This is a genomic window from Coriobacteriia bacterium, from assembly GCA_041658765.1.
Classification (GTDB): domain Bacteria; phylum Actinomycetota; class Coriobacteriia; order Anaerosomatales; family JBAZZO01; genus JBAZZO01.
Window position 1 is genome coordinate 1 of the sequence record JBAZZO010000019.1, and the last position, 13,921, is coordinate 13,921.

Annotated in this window: 16 protein-coding genes; 10 read left to right on the forward strand and 6 right to left on the reverse strand. The window is 67.0% G+C overall.

Annotated elements, in window-relative coordinates; genetic code table 11:
* Positions 1-107: 107 nt before the first annotated feature.
* Positions 108-1,472: an N-6 DNA methylase gene (locus WC971_10000; protein ID MFA5845145.1), complete on the reverse strand. Its 1,365-nt coding sequence runs from the start codon at positions 1,470-1,472 to the stop codon at positions 108-110.
* A gap of 149 nt (positions 1,473-1,621) precedes the next feature.
* On the opposite strand from WC971_10000, the gene WC971_10005 reads away from it, so the two are divergent.
* The 9 genes from WC971_10005 to WC971_10045 all read left to right on the forward strand — a co-directional run bounded on the left by WC971_10005 (position 1,622) and on the right by WC971_10045 (position 8,911).
* The gene (locus tag WC971_10005; protein MFA5845146.1) at positions 1,622-1,993 is read left to right on the forward strand and encodes a hypothetical protein; all 372 of its coding nucleotides are present in this window, start codon (positions 1,622-1,624) and stop codon (positions 1,991-1,993) included.
* Entirely contained in the window at positions 1,990-2,568 is a 579-nt protein-coding gene (locus WC971_10010; GenBank protein ID MFA5845147.1) for a helix-turn-helix transcriptional regulator, read from the forward strand. The genes WC971_10005 and WC971_10010 overlap by 4 nt, the downstream gene beginning before the upstream one ends.
* 81 nt (positions 2,569-2,649) lie before the next feature.
* Positions 2,650-3,270, forward strand: coding sequence for a nucleotidyltransferase domain-containing protein (locus WC971_10015; GenBank protein MFA5845148.1), 621 nt, complete (start codon positions 2,650-2,652; stop codon positions 3,268-3,270).
* On the forward strand, positions 3,263-3,664 hold the full coding sequence (locus WC971_10020) for a hypothetical protein (GenBank protein ID MFA5845149.1): 402 nt from the start codon (positions 3,263-3,265) through the stop codon (positions 3,662-3,664). The genes WC971_10015 and WC971_10020 overlap by 8 nt, the downstream gene beginning before the upstream one ends.
* 1 nt (position 3,665) lies before the next feature.
* Positions 3,666-4,577, forward strand: a complete 912-nt coding sequence (locus WC971_10025) for an ABC transporter ATP-binding protein (GenBank protein MFA5845150.1) — start codon at positions 3,666-3,668, stop codon at positions 4,575-4,577.
* A complete protein-coding gene (locus tag WC971_10030) occupies positions 4,574-4,981 on the forward strand; it encodes a hypothetical protein (protein MFA5845151.1) in 408 nt (135 codons plus the stop codon). The genes WC971_10025 and WC971_10030 overlap by 4 nt, the downstream gene beginning before the upstream one ends.
* Positions 4,981-5,760, forward strand: coding sequence for an ABC transporter permease (locus tag WC971_10035; protein MFA5845152.1), 780 nt, complete (start codon positions 4,981-4,983; stop codon positions 5,758-5,760). Before WC971_10030 ends, WC971_10035 begins: the two co-directional genes overlap by 1 nt.
* A gap of 90 nt (positions 5,761-5,850) precedes the next feature.
* Positions 5,851-6,918 carry a hypothetical protein gene (locus tag WC971_10040; protein MFA5845153.1) on the forward strand — a complete coding sequence of 356 codons (1,068 nt, stop codon included), beginning with the start codon at positions 5,851-5,853 and terminating at the stop codon, positions 6,916-6,918.
* 322 nt (positions 6,919-7,240) lie between these two features.
* Entirely contained in the window at positions 7,241-8,911 is a 1,671-nt protein-coding gene (locus WC971_10045) for a C1 family peptidase (GenBank protein MFA5845154.1), read from the forward strand.
* Positions 8,912-9,027: 116 nt separating this feature from the next.
* Here WC971_10045 and WC971_10050 read toward each other — a convergent pair whose 3' ends face one another.
* The 5 genes from WC971_10050 to WC971_10070 form a co-directional block, all read right to left on the reverse strand.
* The gene (locus WC971_10050; protein ID MFA5845155.1) at positions 9,028-9,450 is read right to left on the reverse strand and encodes a hypothetical protein; all 423 of its coding nucleotides are present in this window, start codon (positions 9,448-9,450) and stop codon (positions 9,028-9,030) included.
* Between the two features lie 45 nt (positions 9,451-9,495).
* The gene (locus WC971_10055; protein MFA5845156.1) at positions 9,496-10,095 is read right to left on the reverse strand and encodes a GNAT family N-acetyltransferase; all 600 of its coding nucleotides are present in this window, start codon (positions 10,093-10,095) and stop codon (positions 9,496-9,498) included.
* 42 nt (positions 10,096-10,137) lie between these two features.
* The gene (locus tag WC971_10060) at positions 10,138-11,325 is read right to left on the reverse strand and encodes a Fic family protein (GenBank protein MFA5845157.1); all 1,188 of its coding nucleotides are present in this window, start codon (positions 11,323-11,325) and stop codon (positions 10,138-10,140) included.
* A 69-nt stretch (positions 11,326-11,394) separates the two neighbouring features.
* Entirely contained in the window at positions 11,395-12,717 is a 1,323-nt protein-coding gene (gene purB, locus WC971_10065; GenBank protein ID MFA5845158.1) for an adenylosuccinate lyase, read from the reverse strand.
* A gap of 83 nt (positions 12,718-12,800) precedes the next feature.
* The gene (locus WC971_10070) at positions 12,801-13,238 is read right to left on the reverse strand and encodes a hypothetical protein (GenBank protein MFA5845159.1); all 438 of its coding nucleotides are present in this window, start codon (positions 13,236-13,238) and stop codon (positions 12,801-12,803) included.
* Between the two features lie 113 nt (positions 13,239-13,351).
* Between WC971_10070 and WC971_10075 the strand changes: the two genes are divergently transcribed.
* Positions 13,352-13,909: a helix-turn-helix domain-containing protein gene (locus tag WC971_10075; protein ID MFA5845160.1), complete on the forward strand. Its 558-nt coding sequence runs from the start codon at positions 13,352-13,354 to the stop codon at positions 13,907-13,909.
* Positions 13,910-13,921 lie beyond the last annotated feature (12 nt).

Consider the following 13,921-nt stretch of genomic DNA (forward strand, 5'->3'; position numbering starts at 1 on the left):
CAAGCTTCTGACCAGCGGGAATACGGACGCCTAGATACACGCCGTTTCTGCGCATGATCGCTCGTCTTCGCAGCTTAGACCCATCAAACGCGGACTATTCGCGGGAGTTAGCTGCGGAACCCAGGTAGGTGCGCCACCACGAACGGCGCCGGCATGATCTCGAAGCCGATGACGCGCTCCATCGCGGCGCGCTTCACGTCCTGGCGGGTGAGAGCATCCGCACCCTTCGCCTGCAGCGTCTCGTCGATCTTGCGCAGCACTTCCACCAGATAAGCGCCGGTGCCGCAGCACGGATCGAGCACGACCACGTTGGGGTCGGCCAGACCGTCGGCGATGCCCAGCTCCTCACGCAGCGCCCAGTCCACGCGAGCAACCATGTACTTGACGACCTCGTCGGGCGTGTACCAGACGCCGAGCTCCTTGCGCAGCTGCGGGTCGAACGCCTCGAGGAACGGCTCGTAGAAGTACTGCACCGCGTGGTCTTCGCGGAATCGCCGGAAGAACTCGGCGCGGTCGACGCGCCACAGGACCACCTCGGCCCATTCGAGCACCTCTGCGATGCCTAGCGCACCGAGCTGGCGCACGTCGGCGAACTGGCGGAAGAGCTCGTAGACCATCGGCACGTGCAAGGTGGCGGTGGCTGTCTCCCACTGGAATCGCTGGTCCCACGGGATCTCGATAGTGTGGTCGCGGTCGCGCGCCCAGAGCACCCAGCTCGCGAACATGCCGTAGAACAGCGTCTGCACGAGCGTCGAGCGGAAGAAGTGGTCGCCCTTCTCGCCCTCGAACTTCAAGCCTAGCGCGTCTTCCAGCTGGGCGCGGAGCGCGTCGAGCGCGGGCAGGTCGTGTTTCTGCTCCAGGCGCAGACGCGCGGTGCGTGCGTAACTCGCGAGGAACCACGCGACATCCTTTGGGTCGGACAGCGGCGCGTTGTGCAGCATCACGCGGGTGAGGAACTCGGTGAGGCCCTCGCCCGCGGCCGTCGCGAACTTGCGCGGTTCCTCGACCCTCGCCCAGAATCCTGCCTCTGTTTCTGCAAGCTGGCAGGACTCGAGTGTGCGCGTGCCTCCGCCGGGGGCCCTGCCCACCAGAACGAAGTCGCGCAGGTTGGTGACGAGCACGAGACCGTATCGCTCGACGTAGCGGACGACCTGCTCGGAGGCGGCGATGGCGAACACGTCGTCGCCGGTGCCTTTGACCTCGATCGCGCCACGCGCGGGAAGCTGACCGGCCAGCGGATCGGCGCTACCCTCGACGAGCTTCCACTGCGTCGCGGTGAACAGCCCGCCGTCCGGATTGCCGGCGCCGGTGTTGCGCAGCTGCATGAACGCGCGGACCTTGGGCTTGAGCTTCTTGCCGATCTCGTTCAGCAGGTTGCTGATCGCCGGGTAGTACGAGACCTCGGCGACGGCGCCGCCCATCGCGCGGATATCCCGCAACTCGCTGAAGTACGCCTCGACCGGTTCGCGCACGCGCTCCCCCCCGACCTAGAGAACCTCCTACGAGGATACCAGGTGGGTTTGACAAAGGCTGGTGCGAAGGCCTCTGCAGCAATGCCGCCATTGACCGCCATTCACTTTTAGGTTTACTCTGCGAATACCTAGGGGATGGTTCGGGACATATGGACTTGGCGCCGTACAGCGACCGGCAGTCGCCCAACAAGATCTGGTTTCTGCGACGAGATCGGGGCGACTGTGCGATCGAGACGTTTCTCGCGGAACTGGATGACCGGACCTTGACGGCGACTGTGCAGCTCTTCGACCGAACCGAGCTGGCAGGCCCTCCGCACAACGTTGAGAAGTTCCGTCATCTGCGAGGAGACGTACATGAGTTCAAGATCCATCGAGCCGTCGCTGTGCGCTATCTCGCGTTCGGCGCGAACATCGGGTGGGTGATCGTACTCGCGCTGCGCAAGCCGAAGATAGCGGCGCTCCAGCGCGCGATCGCAGAGGTGCAGAGGGTGCACGACGAATACGAAGGAGCCGGATCATGAGCGGCGAAGAGCACGGCCACGAGGGACTCGGGCGGCGAATGGCTGGCCTGCGAGACACCGCCGACTATCGGGCCGAGCAGGTGATCGACAGCGTCACTGAAGCCATCGTGGACCGGATGCTAGAGCTGGGCCTGAACCGGACGGAACTGGCGAATCTTCTCGGCGTCTCTCCTGCGCGGATCACGAACCTCCTGCGCGGCGCCAACAATTTCACCGTACGGACACTGATCGATGTGTCGGTAGCCCTTGATTGCAGCCTGATGATCGCGCTCGTCCCGCACGAGGCTGGCCGCTCGGTGGTCGCAGCCGAGTCACGCGCTGCCTACCGGACGACCCGTCCGAGACACCCCTATGTCTCCAGAGATGACGAGATACGGGAGCACCTGGTTTCGGGAAAGCTGAAGGTCGACGGCGGGCGAGTCTACATGCGCCACGAGAGTGACCAGACGTACCGAGTCGCTCGATTCCGGAAGACAGGAGCCCATTCGGCCAAAGAGAAGACGGACGTCGGCCGTCGAGCGTACTACCGCGATCGGATCATCGCTGTCGCTAGGGAGATGAAGGATCCTCGGTGAATCGCCGCACAGCAGGATAGCAAGCACATCGCCCGATATTGGCTGATTGACTTTCAATATTGACAGGTCTACTTTCGATACATGAAACCGACCCACAGCATCGAATCCATCCTGGGCTCGCGAAGCCGTGTGGCTGTCTTGCGCGTCCTGGTCGGCGTGACCATACCCCTCAACACCTCGCAGATCGCGGCTCACGCCCGCCTGACGCGCCCCGCCGTGGCATCGGTGCTCGAGGATCTTGCAGCCGGGGGGATCGTTCGCAGCAGTCCGGCCGGCAGGGCGAACGTCCACCAGCTGGAACGTCGGAACATCTACGTCGAGCGGCTGATAGAGCCGCTGTTCGCAGCCGAACAGCAGATGCCGGATCACCTCGAATCGGACCTTCGAGCGGCATTCGAGGACTCCTCGCCGTCGATCGTGCTGTTCGGCAGCTACGCTCGGGGGGAACAGGAGACCGGGAGCGACGTGGACGTCGTACTCGTGACCGCCGACGTCGGCAGCAAGAAGGATCTCGATCGCAGACTCCTCTCGTACGCGCAGGAATTCCGCGCCAGGTATGGCGCGAACCTCTCGGCGATCACTTACGAAGCACGAGAAGCCGATGCCCTGTGGCGCACTGCGCCGGCGTTCCTCGAATCACTGAGACGTGACGCGGTCGTCGTCTCGGGGCGCGGCCCGTGGGAATGGGCGGACGATGAGTAGAGACGAGACGCGGGAAGTGCGAAGGAGCCACGCGGCGCAGTCGCTGACGAAGGGCGTCGAGTTCTCGGAGTCGGCACAGACGGCTCTGGGTGACCACAGATGGAACGCCGCGGGACTTGAAGCGATACATGCTGGCATCGCGGCAGCAGATGCCGCGTTGATCGCGACCGCCGGCCTCCGAAGCGTCTCTCAGGACCACGGGGTTGCTATCAGCTTGCTGGAGTCCCGGGTCCCGGAGTTCACCGCCATCCAGCAACGACAACTGGCCGGCCTGCTCAAGATGAAGAATCAGGTCGCCTATGACGAGCGGTTGCTCACGGAGGTCGAGGCTCGACAGCTCGTCGAGCATGCGACGCGGCTGGTCAAGTGGGCCACAGGCGTGGTGACAGGCTGACATGACCCCAGACACCGTCATCGCCACCCGCGCGCTCACGAAGCGCTACCGCGACGTGCTCGCCGTCGACGGCCTCGAGCTCGACGTCCGGCGCGGCGAGGTCTACGGCTTCCTCGGCAGGAACGGTGCCGGGAAGACCACGACCATCCGCATGCTGCTCGGACTGATCCGGCCGAGCGGCGGCGAGGTGAGCGTGCTCGGGCGGCGCGTGCGCGAAGGCGATCAGCGTTGGCTCGCGAGTGTGGGCTACCTCGTCGAGACCGCGACCGCCTACCCCAACCTCACCGTGCGCGAGAACCTCGAGATCCAGCGCCGCCTCACGGGCGCGCCGCGCGCCGCCGTCGCAGAGTCGATCGAGCGCCTCGCGCTCGGCTCCTGCGCGGACCGCCGCGCCGGGCAGCTCTCGCTCGGCAACAAGCAGCGCCTCTCGCTCGCTCGCGCTCTACTGCACGCGCCCGAGGTGCTCGTGCTCGACGAGCCCGCCAACGCGCTCGACCCCGCCGGTATCGTCGAGGTCCGCGAGCTGTTGCGCGCGCTCGCCGACGAGCGCGGCGTCACCGTCTTCATGTCGAGCCACATCCTCGCCGAGGTCGCGCACCTCGCCGACCGCATCGGCATCATCCACGAGGGCCGGCTGCTCGAGGAGCTCGACCGCGAGGAGCTGCACGCGAAAGCGCGGGCCTACGTGGACGTCGGCGTTAGCGACCCCGAACGCGCCGAGGCGCTCCTGCGCGAGGCGGGTTTCGCGCACGTAGAGCGCGACGGCGACGCCCTGCGGGTCTTCGACGCCGAGGAGCGCTCGGCCGGGATCGCTGCCGTGCTCGTGGGCGCGGGGCTCGAGCTCACGCGCCTGACGCCCTCGCAGGAAGACCTCGAGACCTACTTCCTGCGACTGACGGGAGGAGCGTCGTGAACCTGGACTTCGTGCGCGCGACGTACTGGATCGGCGCGATCGTCGACGCGCTGGCCGCGGTGCAGCTGCTGCTGCCGACGTCGACGCGCGTGCTCGGCTTCGCCGGGCTGCGCGAGCCGGGCGCGGCCGGGCAGCCTGCCGTCATCGCGGCGATGCTGATGCTCGGCTTCAGCGCGGTCCTCATCTGGGCGCACCTGCGCACCCGCGAGCGCCGGGCCGTGCTCTCGATAACGCTGGTCGTGATCCTGGCGCTCGCCGCCGGCAACGTCGCTCTCGGGCTTGCCGGCGCGATGCCGTGGGCTCAGCTCGCCCCGACGCTCGCCATCCAGGCCGTGCTCGCGACGCTGTTCGGGCTCTCGATCCCGATCGCGCGCCGGGCCGCGCTCGAGAGGGCGGCCGCCTGATGTTCTCCGCCGTCCTCGCCACCGAGTTCCTGAAGCTGCGCCGCTGCAAGGTCACGTGGGGCACGCTCGGCGGGCTCTCGATGGCGCCGCTCGGCATCGCCCTGTTCATGTGGATCGTGCGCGAACCAGGCCGGGCTGCTCAGCTTGGTCTGCTCGGCGCGAAGGCGAACCTCTCGGGCCTCGAAGCCACCTGGCCCGCGTATGCCTCGATGCTCACGCTGGTGGTCGGCGTCGGCGGGATGCTTCTGCTGTCGTTCATCGTCGCCTACGTCTTCGGCCGCGAATACACCGAGGGCACCGCGAAGAACATGCTCGCGCTGCCCGTCGGGCGACACTGGTTCGTGCTGGCGAAGCTCGTGGTCGCAGCGGTATGGTGGGCGGCGCTCACCGTGGCGGTACTCGCCGAGGCGCTAGTCATCGGTCTGGCATTGGGGCTGCCGGGCTTCTCGGCGGGGCTGGCGATCGGCGCTGTCCGGGACGCGCTGCTCGCGGCGGGGATCTCCTACCTGCTCGTACCGGTCATCGCTTGGATCACCGCGGCGGGGCGGGGCTACATGCCCCCGCTGGGGTTCGCGATCGCGATGATGGGCTTGGGCAACCTGTTCGGGAAGACGGGATGGGCCGACTGGTTCCCCTGGTCGATAGTGCCGTCGATGATCGGCATGGTCGGGAAGCCGCAGACGCTGCCTGCGGGCAGCTACGTCGTGCTGGCGCTCACGTTCGTGGCGGGCATCGCCGCGACCATCGCGCAGCTGCGCTACGCCGACAACGCGCAGTAGCGGGCGGTCCCTGGGCTCCGGCATCGCGGCCGAGGAAGGCGACTTGAGCGACGTTCGGCCCGGGCTTACTCTGTGGCCGGGGAGGTTGACATGTTCAAGATGCTCTTGCTGCCTGCGTTGGAGGGCGACTGCATCGTCCTTGAGTACGGTCGCAAGGACCACCCGCACCGCGTACTCATCGATGGTGGCCGCAAAGAGACCCGAACGGCCATCTCCGACTACGTTGCCGGCTTGCCGCCCGGTGAGCAGGACTTCGATCTGATCGTCGTCACGCATATCGACAACGACCACATCGAGGGCGTCTTGGCATTCCTGCCGTCGGTCCCCGATACCACCGAGGTATGGTTCAATGGGCCTGACCAACTCAAGAAGACTCCGCCTCCGCCACCCGGTCCTCCGGGGCTGGCGCGCGGCATACCCGAAGGAAATCGCCTTCTGGGAGGGCTTCGCGGGCTTCCGTGGAACACGCAGTTCGGGCGCGGTGCTGTTGCAGCGTGGCAACCGCCGGTCACCCTCGAAGGCGGGCTCAAGTTGACGGTCCTGTCTCCGGATAAGCCCGCGCTCAAGCGACTCGAACACGACTGGAAGGCGATCAGCACCGCTGCAGGACTCGAAAGAGGCACGCTGTCACGACCTGTGACGGCCGCGAGACCGTTCGTTCCTCCGGCTGGCCCGGACGACATCCGGAAGCTCGCAGATCCGAGCGTCTTCGACGGCGATGGTTCCGCGACCAATCAGAGCAGCATCGCTTTGCTCGCCGAGTACGGTGGCAAGCGAGTGCTTCTCGGCGGAGATGCGTTCGCGGATACGCTCTTGACCTCGCTTGAGGCGTCGCAAGCGTCTGGAGGCTCCGCGGGAGTACCCATCGATCTCGTGAAGCTTCCGCACCACGGCAGCGACGGTAACACGTCGGTCGACCTGCTCGAGTTCATGGGCTGTGACCGTTTCGCGGTGTCGACCAACGGCGGCGGCCACCATCACCCCGATCCCGCATGCATCGCCCGCATCATCACTCGACGCCGGGACGCCCAGCTCCTCTTCAACTATCGCTCGACCGAAACAGCGTGCTGGGACGATCCAGGGTGGAAGGCCGAGTTCGGCTACTCGGCCACCTACCCTGCCCCCGACCGACAAGGCTGGCTCACGATCGAGGTGTGAGGAACCGCCCGTCTCGACTGGACTGCAGAGGAGGGACCCTTTCATGACAACCACTTCAGGTACGTCCCGAAAGACCTCGGGACTCGAATCGAGACGAGGCACACTCGATGCGTTCCCGGACCGTATCGACGAGCGCGACTGGCTGTACCAACCTACTCTCGCCTCACTTCCCGACATGCTTGTGAACTGCGGCGACGTACCGCAAATCCTTGACCAAGGCCGCGAAGGAGCGTGTACCGGCTTCGCGCTTTCGGCAGTTATCAACTACTTGCTCCGTCAACGCGGCATCGGGCGGGAGTCCAGCCCGCGGATGCTCTACGAGATGGCTCGCTGCTACGACCAGTGGCCGGGTGAGAAGTACGAGGGCTCGTCGGCTCGTGGAGCCATGAAGGGCTGGGTTCGCCACGGCGTCTGCCCGCGCGAGCTGTGGAATGACGACCTGTTCGGGCGTGAGCATCTTGACGCCTCGATCGCGAAGGCCGCACTCGAGACACCCGCGGGCGCCTACTACCGGGTCAACTTCAAGGAAGTCCGGCACGTGCATGCCGCACTCGACGAGGTCGGCATCGTGTACTGCACGATCATGGTCCATTCCGGTTGGGACGACCCGAACCTCTCGCGAACGCGGGTCAAGGCGAGCGACGGCGACAAGAACTGGAGCTTTCCCGTGATCCCTCGTACGGCGCGGGCCGATGCCGGGCATGCGGTCGCACTCGTCGGCTACACACGCGAAGGGTTCATCATCCAGAACTCGTGGGGTCCGAAGTGGGGTGACAAGGGATTCGCTTTGCTGCCGTACGAGGACTTCCTGCTGCACGCAACGGACGTGTGGGTCGCGCAGCTCGGTGTGCCCCTCAGTGTGGACCTGTGGTCCTGCAAGGCGAAGATCGCCGACACCACCAGCGGACGCTACCGGGCGAGTTCGGAGATCCCGCTCGCCGAGATCCGCCCCTTCGTCGTCGACGTAGGAAACAACGGGGAGCTCTCGCAGACGGGCGACTACTGGACATGCGAGAAGGACCTCCTGCGCCTTTTCAACGACACGATCCCTCGGGAGGCCAAGAGGCGGAAGTGGGACAAGAAGCGTGTGATGCTCTACCTCCACGGTGGCCTGAACAGCGAAGCCGACGCCGCGAGGAGGGTCGTCGCGCTTCGCGACAAGTGCCTAGACAACGGGATCTACCCCCTGCACTTGATGTGGGAGACCGGCCCGCTTGAGACGATCGCCGACATCATCGGAGACCTGTTCACAGATGCAGACCGCCGCGCTGGCGGCGCGCTGTTCGACGGACTCGCCGATGCCAAGGACATGGCGCTCGAACTCACGGCCAGCCCGATCGGCAGGCCGATATGGTCGGAGATGAAGGAGAATGCCTGGCGCGCTTCGGACCACCGCCAAGGCCTTGGCGCGATCCAGCTCATGAAGGAATATGCCGCCGAGGCCCTCGGCAGACTCTCCGTCCAGGAACGACGGACGTGGGAACTCCACGTGGTTGCTCACAGCGCCGGAAGCATCCTGTTCACGCATGCGATCGACGCGCTGTGCTCGCTGGGTATCCCACTCAAGACCGTGCAGTTCATGGCTCCCGCGATCCGCATCGACGAGTTCGACACATATGCCGGTCCCACGATCAGGTCCGGCGGGTGCCCCAAGCCGACGATGTACGTCCTCACCGAGAAGCAGGAGCTCGACGACACCTGCGGCCCGTACGGCAAGTCACTCCTGTGGCTCGTGTCCAACTCGTTTGAGGACAGACGACAAACGCCACTGCTCGGCATGAGTCACTTCCTGAAGTCGGCGCCAGGTCTCCGGAAATCGACGATCGGCGACATCATCGAGTCCTCTGGCAGGGCCGGCGGGAACAGCGCACCCAGCACATCAGAGTCTCACGGTGGCTTCGACAACGATCCGCGGACCATCAACTCAGTGCTCGAGAGAATCCTGGACAAGAGGCCGAATCCCCGCTTTGATTCAAGAGACTTCGGCGGTTAGGATGGATCTGTCGGAGCCGGGCAGCTACGTCGTGCTGGCGTTCACGTTCGTGGCGGGCATCGCCGCGACCATCGCGCAGCTGCGCCTAGCCGACAACGCGCAGTAGGGCGGCCCGCTCACTCCTTCTCGGGAGTCTCCGGCTTCGTCTCTTCCATCTTCGCGGCCGCCTTGCCGAAGGCGTCGGAAAGCCCGGCGAACGCGTTCCTCACGTGCGGCGCGGCGACCTCGGCCACACGATGCGCCGCCCCGCCGATCGCCTGGCCGGCCTGCTCGGCGCCTTCCTTGACGTGCTGGCCGATATCGCTGCTCGAGACGTGCCCCAAAGCAGCGTCCGCCTTCTGGGCCATGTCGTTGATGCCCGTGCGGACCTGGTCGAGCTTCTGCCTGTTGTCGGGGTCGTTCGCGGCCGCCTTCGCCCATCGCGCCACCGCTTCGGCGAGGTCGCTCATGCGGGCGAGCACGTCGGCCCACGCCTGGCCGGCGCTGGCTCCAGCAGCGTCGGTCGGCTTGGTGGTCACGGGAGACTTCTTCTCGGTCACGGGGACCTCCTCGTCGGATGTGTTCTCGTCGGGAGACTATACCCGCTACGCCCCACGCGGTGACTCGCGCAGCACCACCGACGTCTCGACCTGACGCTCCGGGATGTCCCAATAGCGCCGAAGCAGCCGCACCTTCTCGTCCTCCGAGACCACCGCGAAGCCGTGCTTCTCGTAGAACGCGACGGCCCAGGTCGCGGCGGACCAGGTGCCGATGAGCACCGGTGCGCCCGCCTGGGCGAGCAGCGAGCGCAGCAGGCGCCCGCCCACGCCCGCGCGCTGCGCGGACGCGCGCACGTACGCGTGCCGGATGAGGGTCACGTCTTCGACGTCCTGGATCCCCATCACGCCCAGCAGCTCGCCGTCGACCTCGTACCCGAAGAAGCGCACGCCCGCGTCGATCTCCGAGCGCAGGTGGCCGGCGGGCATGTATGGGTCGCTCCAGCGGTCCGCCGGGATCGCGCCGCGGTAGACCTGCGCGGCCTCGTTGATGATGGCGAGCATGACATCGAACTCGTCAGCCCGAACGGGACGGATCTCCCGGCGGCCTACGGACGGCGCGCGGTCCCCCGCACCCGTCGGAGCCACGGTCGGCCCGGCGAAGCCCTGGGCCTTCGCCGCTCGGCATTCTCTGGCGTTGTCGCACATGCAGACAGCATATCGACATCGGGCACGTCCCGCACGAGCGCCCTAGCCCCTCGACCGCAGTTCGCGCTGCTCGCGAAGCAGCTCGGCGATCCCGCGGAGTATCGTCGCCCGCTGGGTGTCGAGAGAGGCGCCCGCATCCGCAAGCACGGGCACGCCCGCTTCGCTCGCGACTCTGGCCAGGAGCCGGAACGTGCCCGCGTACGAGCGCGAGCGGCCGGCGCCCTCGGCCTCGAGCAGACCCGCGACCTGCATCCGCACGAGGTCGTTCGCAGCGGTCGCGGTGCTCACGCCGGCGATGGAGCGGTAGTAGCGGTTGGTGAGCCCGCGTCCGAAGAACGCGTCGAACAACGCGTCCGCCGCGCGAGACGGCATCGACAGGTCGGCGGCGGCGGCGTTCTCGAGCGCGACCCAGACGGCCCGCTCGACCTCGCTCGATATACCGCGTGCCTCGATCTGGAGCCGCTGTGCCGCGACGTGGGCGGCCACGAAGGAGGTCACGTCCTTCTCCGCGTCGAAACTCGGCCCCAGATCGCGCAGCGCCCCGTAGTAATCCGCAAGGTGGCGGCCCCACCACTCCTCGAGCGTCGTGAACTCCATGGCGCGGTATCCCGCTCGATACATGGCGAGCGAAGCCACGATCCGCCCCACCCTGCCGTTCCCGTCCTTGAAGGGGTGGATCCTGGCGATCCCTACGTGAACGAGCGCGGAGACCACCGGCGCCGGCAGCTCGCTCGAGTCCGCGAAGTCGCACAGCTCGCCCACGAGCTTCGGGACCTCCTGGGCGAGCGGCGCTTCGTAGATGACTTCGCTGGTGCGGTCGTTCACGACATAGACCGCCGCATCGCGGAATCGTCCGGGCCAGGCCCGCCGGTCCGCGGCCATCACCATCCCGTGGAGCGCGAGCAGGAGCTCGGGATTCCATGCGAAGTCGGGCGCCTCGGCCCGCGCGAACGCATGGCGCATCGCGTCACGATAGCCCCGCACGAGCTCGGCGTGCTGGGGACTGACCGAAGAGAGGCTGTCGCCCGCGAGGATGCGCACGACCTCGGCGACGGTGACCGGGACACCCTCCATCGACGTCGAGGCCGCGACGGCCTCGGCCTCCAGCTCCCGGCGGAGCCTGATCCGCCATCCGAGAAGCTCCGGCCCGCGCCGGTCGAGCCGACCCTTCAGCTCCTCGATCCTGGCGACGTCAGACTCGATCGCGCCGGTGGAGGTGTATCCGAGCATGCGGTCGCTCTCCTAGTATCGACTAATCTTCTAGCAGATTAGTCGATTAATGAGAGAATCGCAAGCGCGCTAGAACTCCAGCCCGTCCAGCCGCTCGAACACCACGCCCACCCGCGCGAGGAACGCCCGGGGGTCGAAGATCGCGTCGAGCGCGGAGTCGGGCAGCAGCGCCATCGCCTCGGGGTCGGCCGCGAGCGTCTCGCGGAAGCTCGGGCCGCCGCGTGCCTGCTGGATGTCGTCCCACACGCGCATCGCGCAGCGCTGCACCACCGCGTACGCCTCCTCACGGAGCAGGCCGGCGTCGACGAGCGCGAGCAGCACGCGCGAGGAATAGATGAGGCCGCGGGTGGCGTCGAGGTTCGCGAGCATGCGCTCGGGATAGACGCGCAGCCCTTCGAGCACCCACGCGAGCTTGTCGAGCAGGTAGTCGGTCGCCATGAACGAGTCGGGAAGCACGACGCGCTCGGCGCTGCTGTGGCTTATGTCGCGCTCGTGCCACAGCGCCACGTCGTCGAAGCCGACCTGCGCGTTCGCCTTCACCACTCGCGCCAGCCCGCAGACGCGCTCGGCGGTGATCGGGTTGCGCTTGTGCGGCATCGCGGACGAGCCCTTCTGTCCGACCGCGAACGGCTCCTCCGCCTCGAGGGTGTCGGAGCGCTGGAGCGCGCGGACCTCGGTCGCCACCGACTCGGCGGTGGCGGCGACGGTCGCGAGCACCGCGAGCACGTGCGCGTGACGGTCGCGCGCGATGACCTGCGTCGACGCGGGGTCGGGCCGCAGCCCGAGCTTCTCACAGACGTAGCTCTCGACGAACGGGTCGATGTTCGAGTAGCTCCCGACGGCGCCCGATATGGCGCCCCACGCGCAAGAGTACTCGCGCGTCGCGAGAAGGCGCTGCTCGGCGCGCTTGAACGCCCACGCCCACGTCGCGAACTTCATCCCGAACGTCATCGGCTCGGCGTGGATGCCGTGCGTGCGCCCGACGCAGAGCGTGTCGCGCAACTCCAGCGCGCGCGCCTTGCAGATGCGCCCGAGCCGGCGGACGTCCTCGATGACGATGTCGATCGCCTGCGTCATCTGATAGCACAGCGCCGTGTCGCCGAGGTCGCTCGACGTCATGCCGTAGTGGACCCATTTGCTCGGCTCGCCGATGTGCTCGGACATGTTCGTGAGGAACGCGATGACGTCGTGGTTGGTGACGGCCTCGATCTCGTCGATGCGCTCGACCTCGAACGCCGCGCGCTCGCGGATCAGCGAGACGTCCTCGCGAGGGACGACGCCGAGCTCGGCCTGCGCCTCGCACGCGAGGACCTCGATCTCGAGCCAGATGGCGAACTTGTTCTCCTGCGACCAGATGCGGCCCATCTCGGGCCTGGTGTAGCGAGGGATCATGCGGCGCCCCCTGCCTCGGCTGACGTCTCCATTATCGCCGAGGCGGGCGGCCAGGTCACTCCGGCCGGGATGTCCGGCTCCCGCTAGCCGCGGTCGGTCTCGAAGAAGCGCCTGTGGTAGAGGATGCTCGCCGCCAGCAGCGCGACGCCGATCGCCTCATAGACGACCGCCAGCACCGGATGCGGCAACACGCCCGAGCGGCGCAGCGTCACGCCGAGCGCGATCATCGCGAACATGACCACGTAGCTGCGCCAAGCCTGGAAGGAGAAGGCGCACGCGATGTCGGGTCCCTCCTCGATGCGGACGATGTTGCGCCGCGCGATTCCAAGGAAGACGTACCGTGTGGCGACCGCGCCGAGGACGGCGCCGGCGACGGCGAGCGCCACGGCGAGCGGCACTGCGACCGGCAAGAGCCAGACGACCGCGTAGCGCAGCAGCATGAGAGCGGCGCCGGTCCAGACTGCGCCCGCGATGGCGAGCAGCCAGTGCTGGCGAACGGCGGGCTTCAGTCTCTCCGGCAAGTCACTCCATCCCCGGACACGCGGCGGGCTTCAGGATACGCGCGACACGGCTCCGCTCCAAGTGAAACAACGTTCGTGTTGTAGTGACAACTCTTTCGTTGTACTCTCCCCACATGGAATCCCCCACAGGAATAGGCACCGCACTGGTGCGTGCTCGCCAGGAGCGAGGCTTATCGCAGCGCGCCCTCGGAGGGATCGTAGGCGTCAAGCAGCAGCAGATCGCCCGGTGGGAGGCGAGCGACTACGCGTGCGCGAGTCTCGCCCGCGTGGAGGAGGTCGCGCGTGCGCTCGGGATCGGCTCGGCCGGCGCCGCGACCTCTCTCCTCGCCGCGGAAGCACCGGCCGCGTACCGCACGGACGTCGCACCTGTACGCGACCTCGCGGAGGTCGTCACCCGGATCCGCGGGTGCTCCCAGGATCTGCGCGCGCGTTTCGGAGTGCGGCGTCTCGGCGTGTACGGCTCGTTCGTCTCCGGCGAGCAGACCCCCGACTCGGACGTGGACATCCTCGGCGAACTGGACGTCGTCGACTTCGACAACGAGATCGGTGGCGCGGTGTTCCTCCAGAGGGTCCTCGGCCGTCGCGTCGACTTCACCCTCGCCAGCGAACTGCACCCCTCGATAAGACAACGCGTTCTCGGAGAGGTGCTCTATGTGTGGGAAGCGCGATGAGAGGCTGCGAAC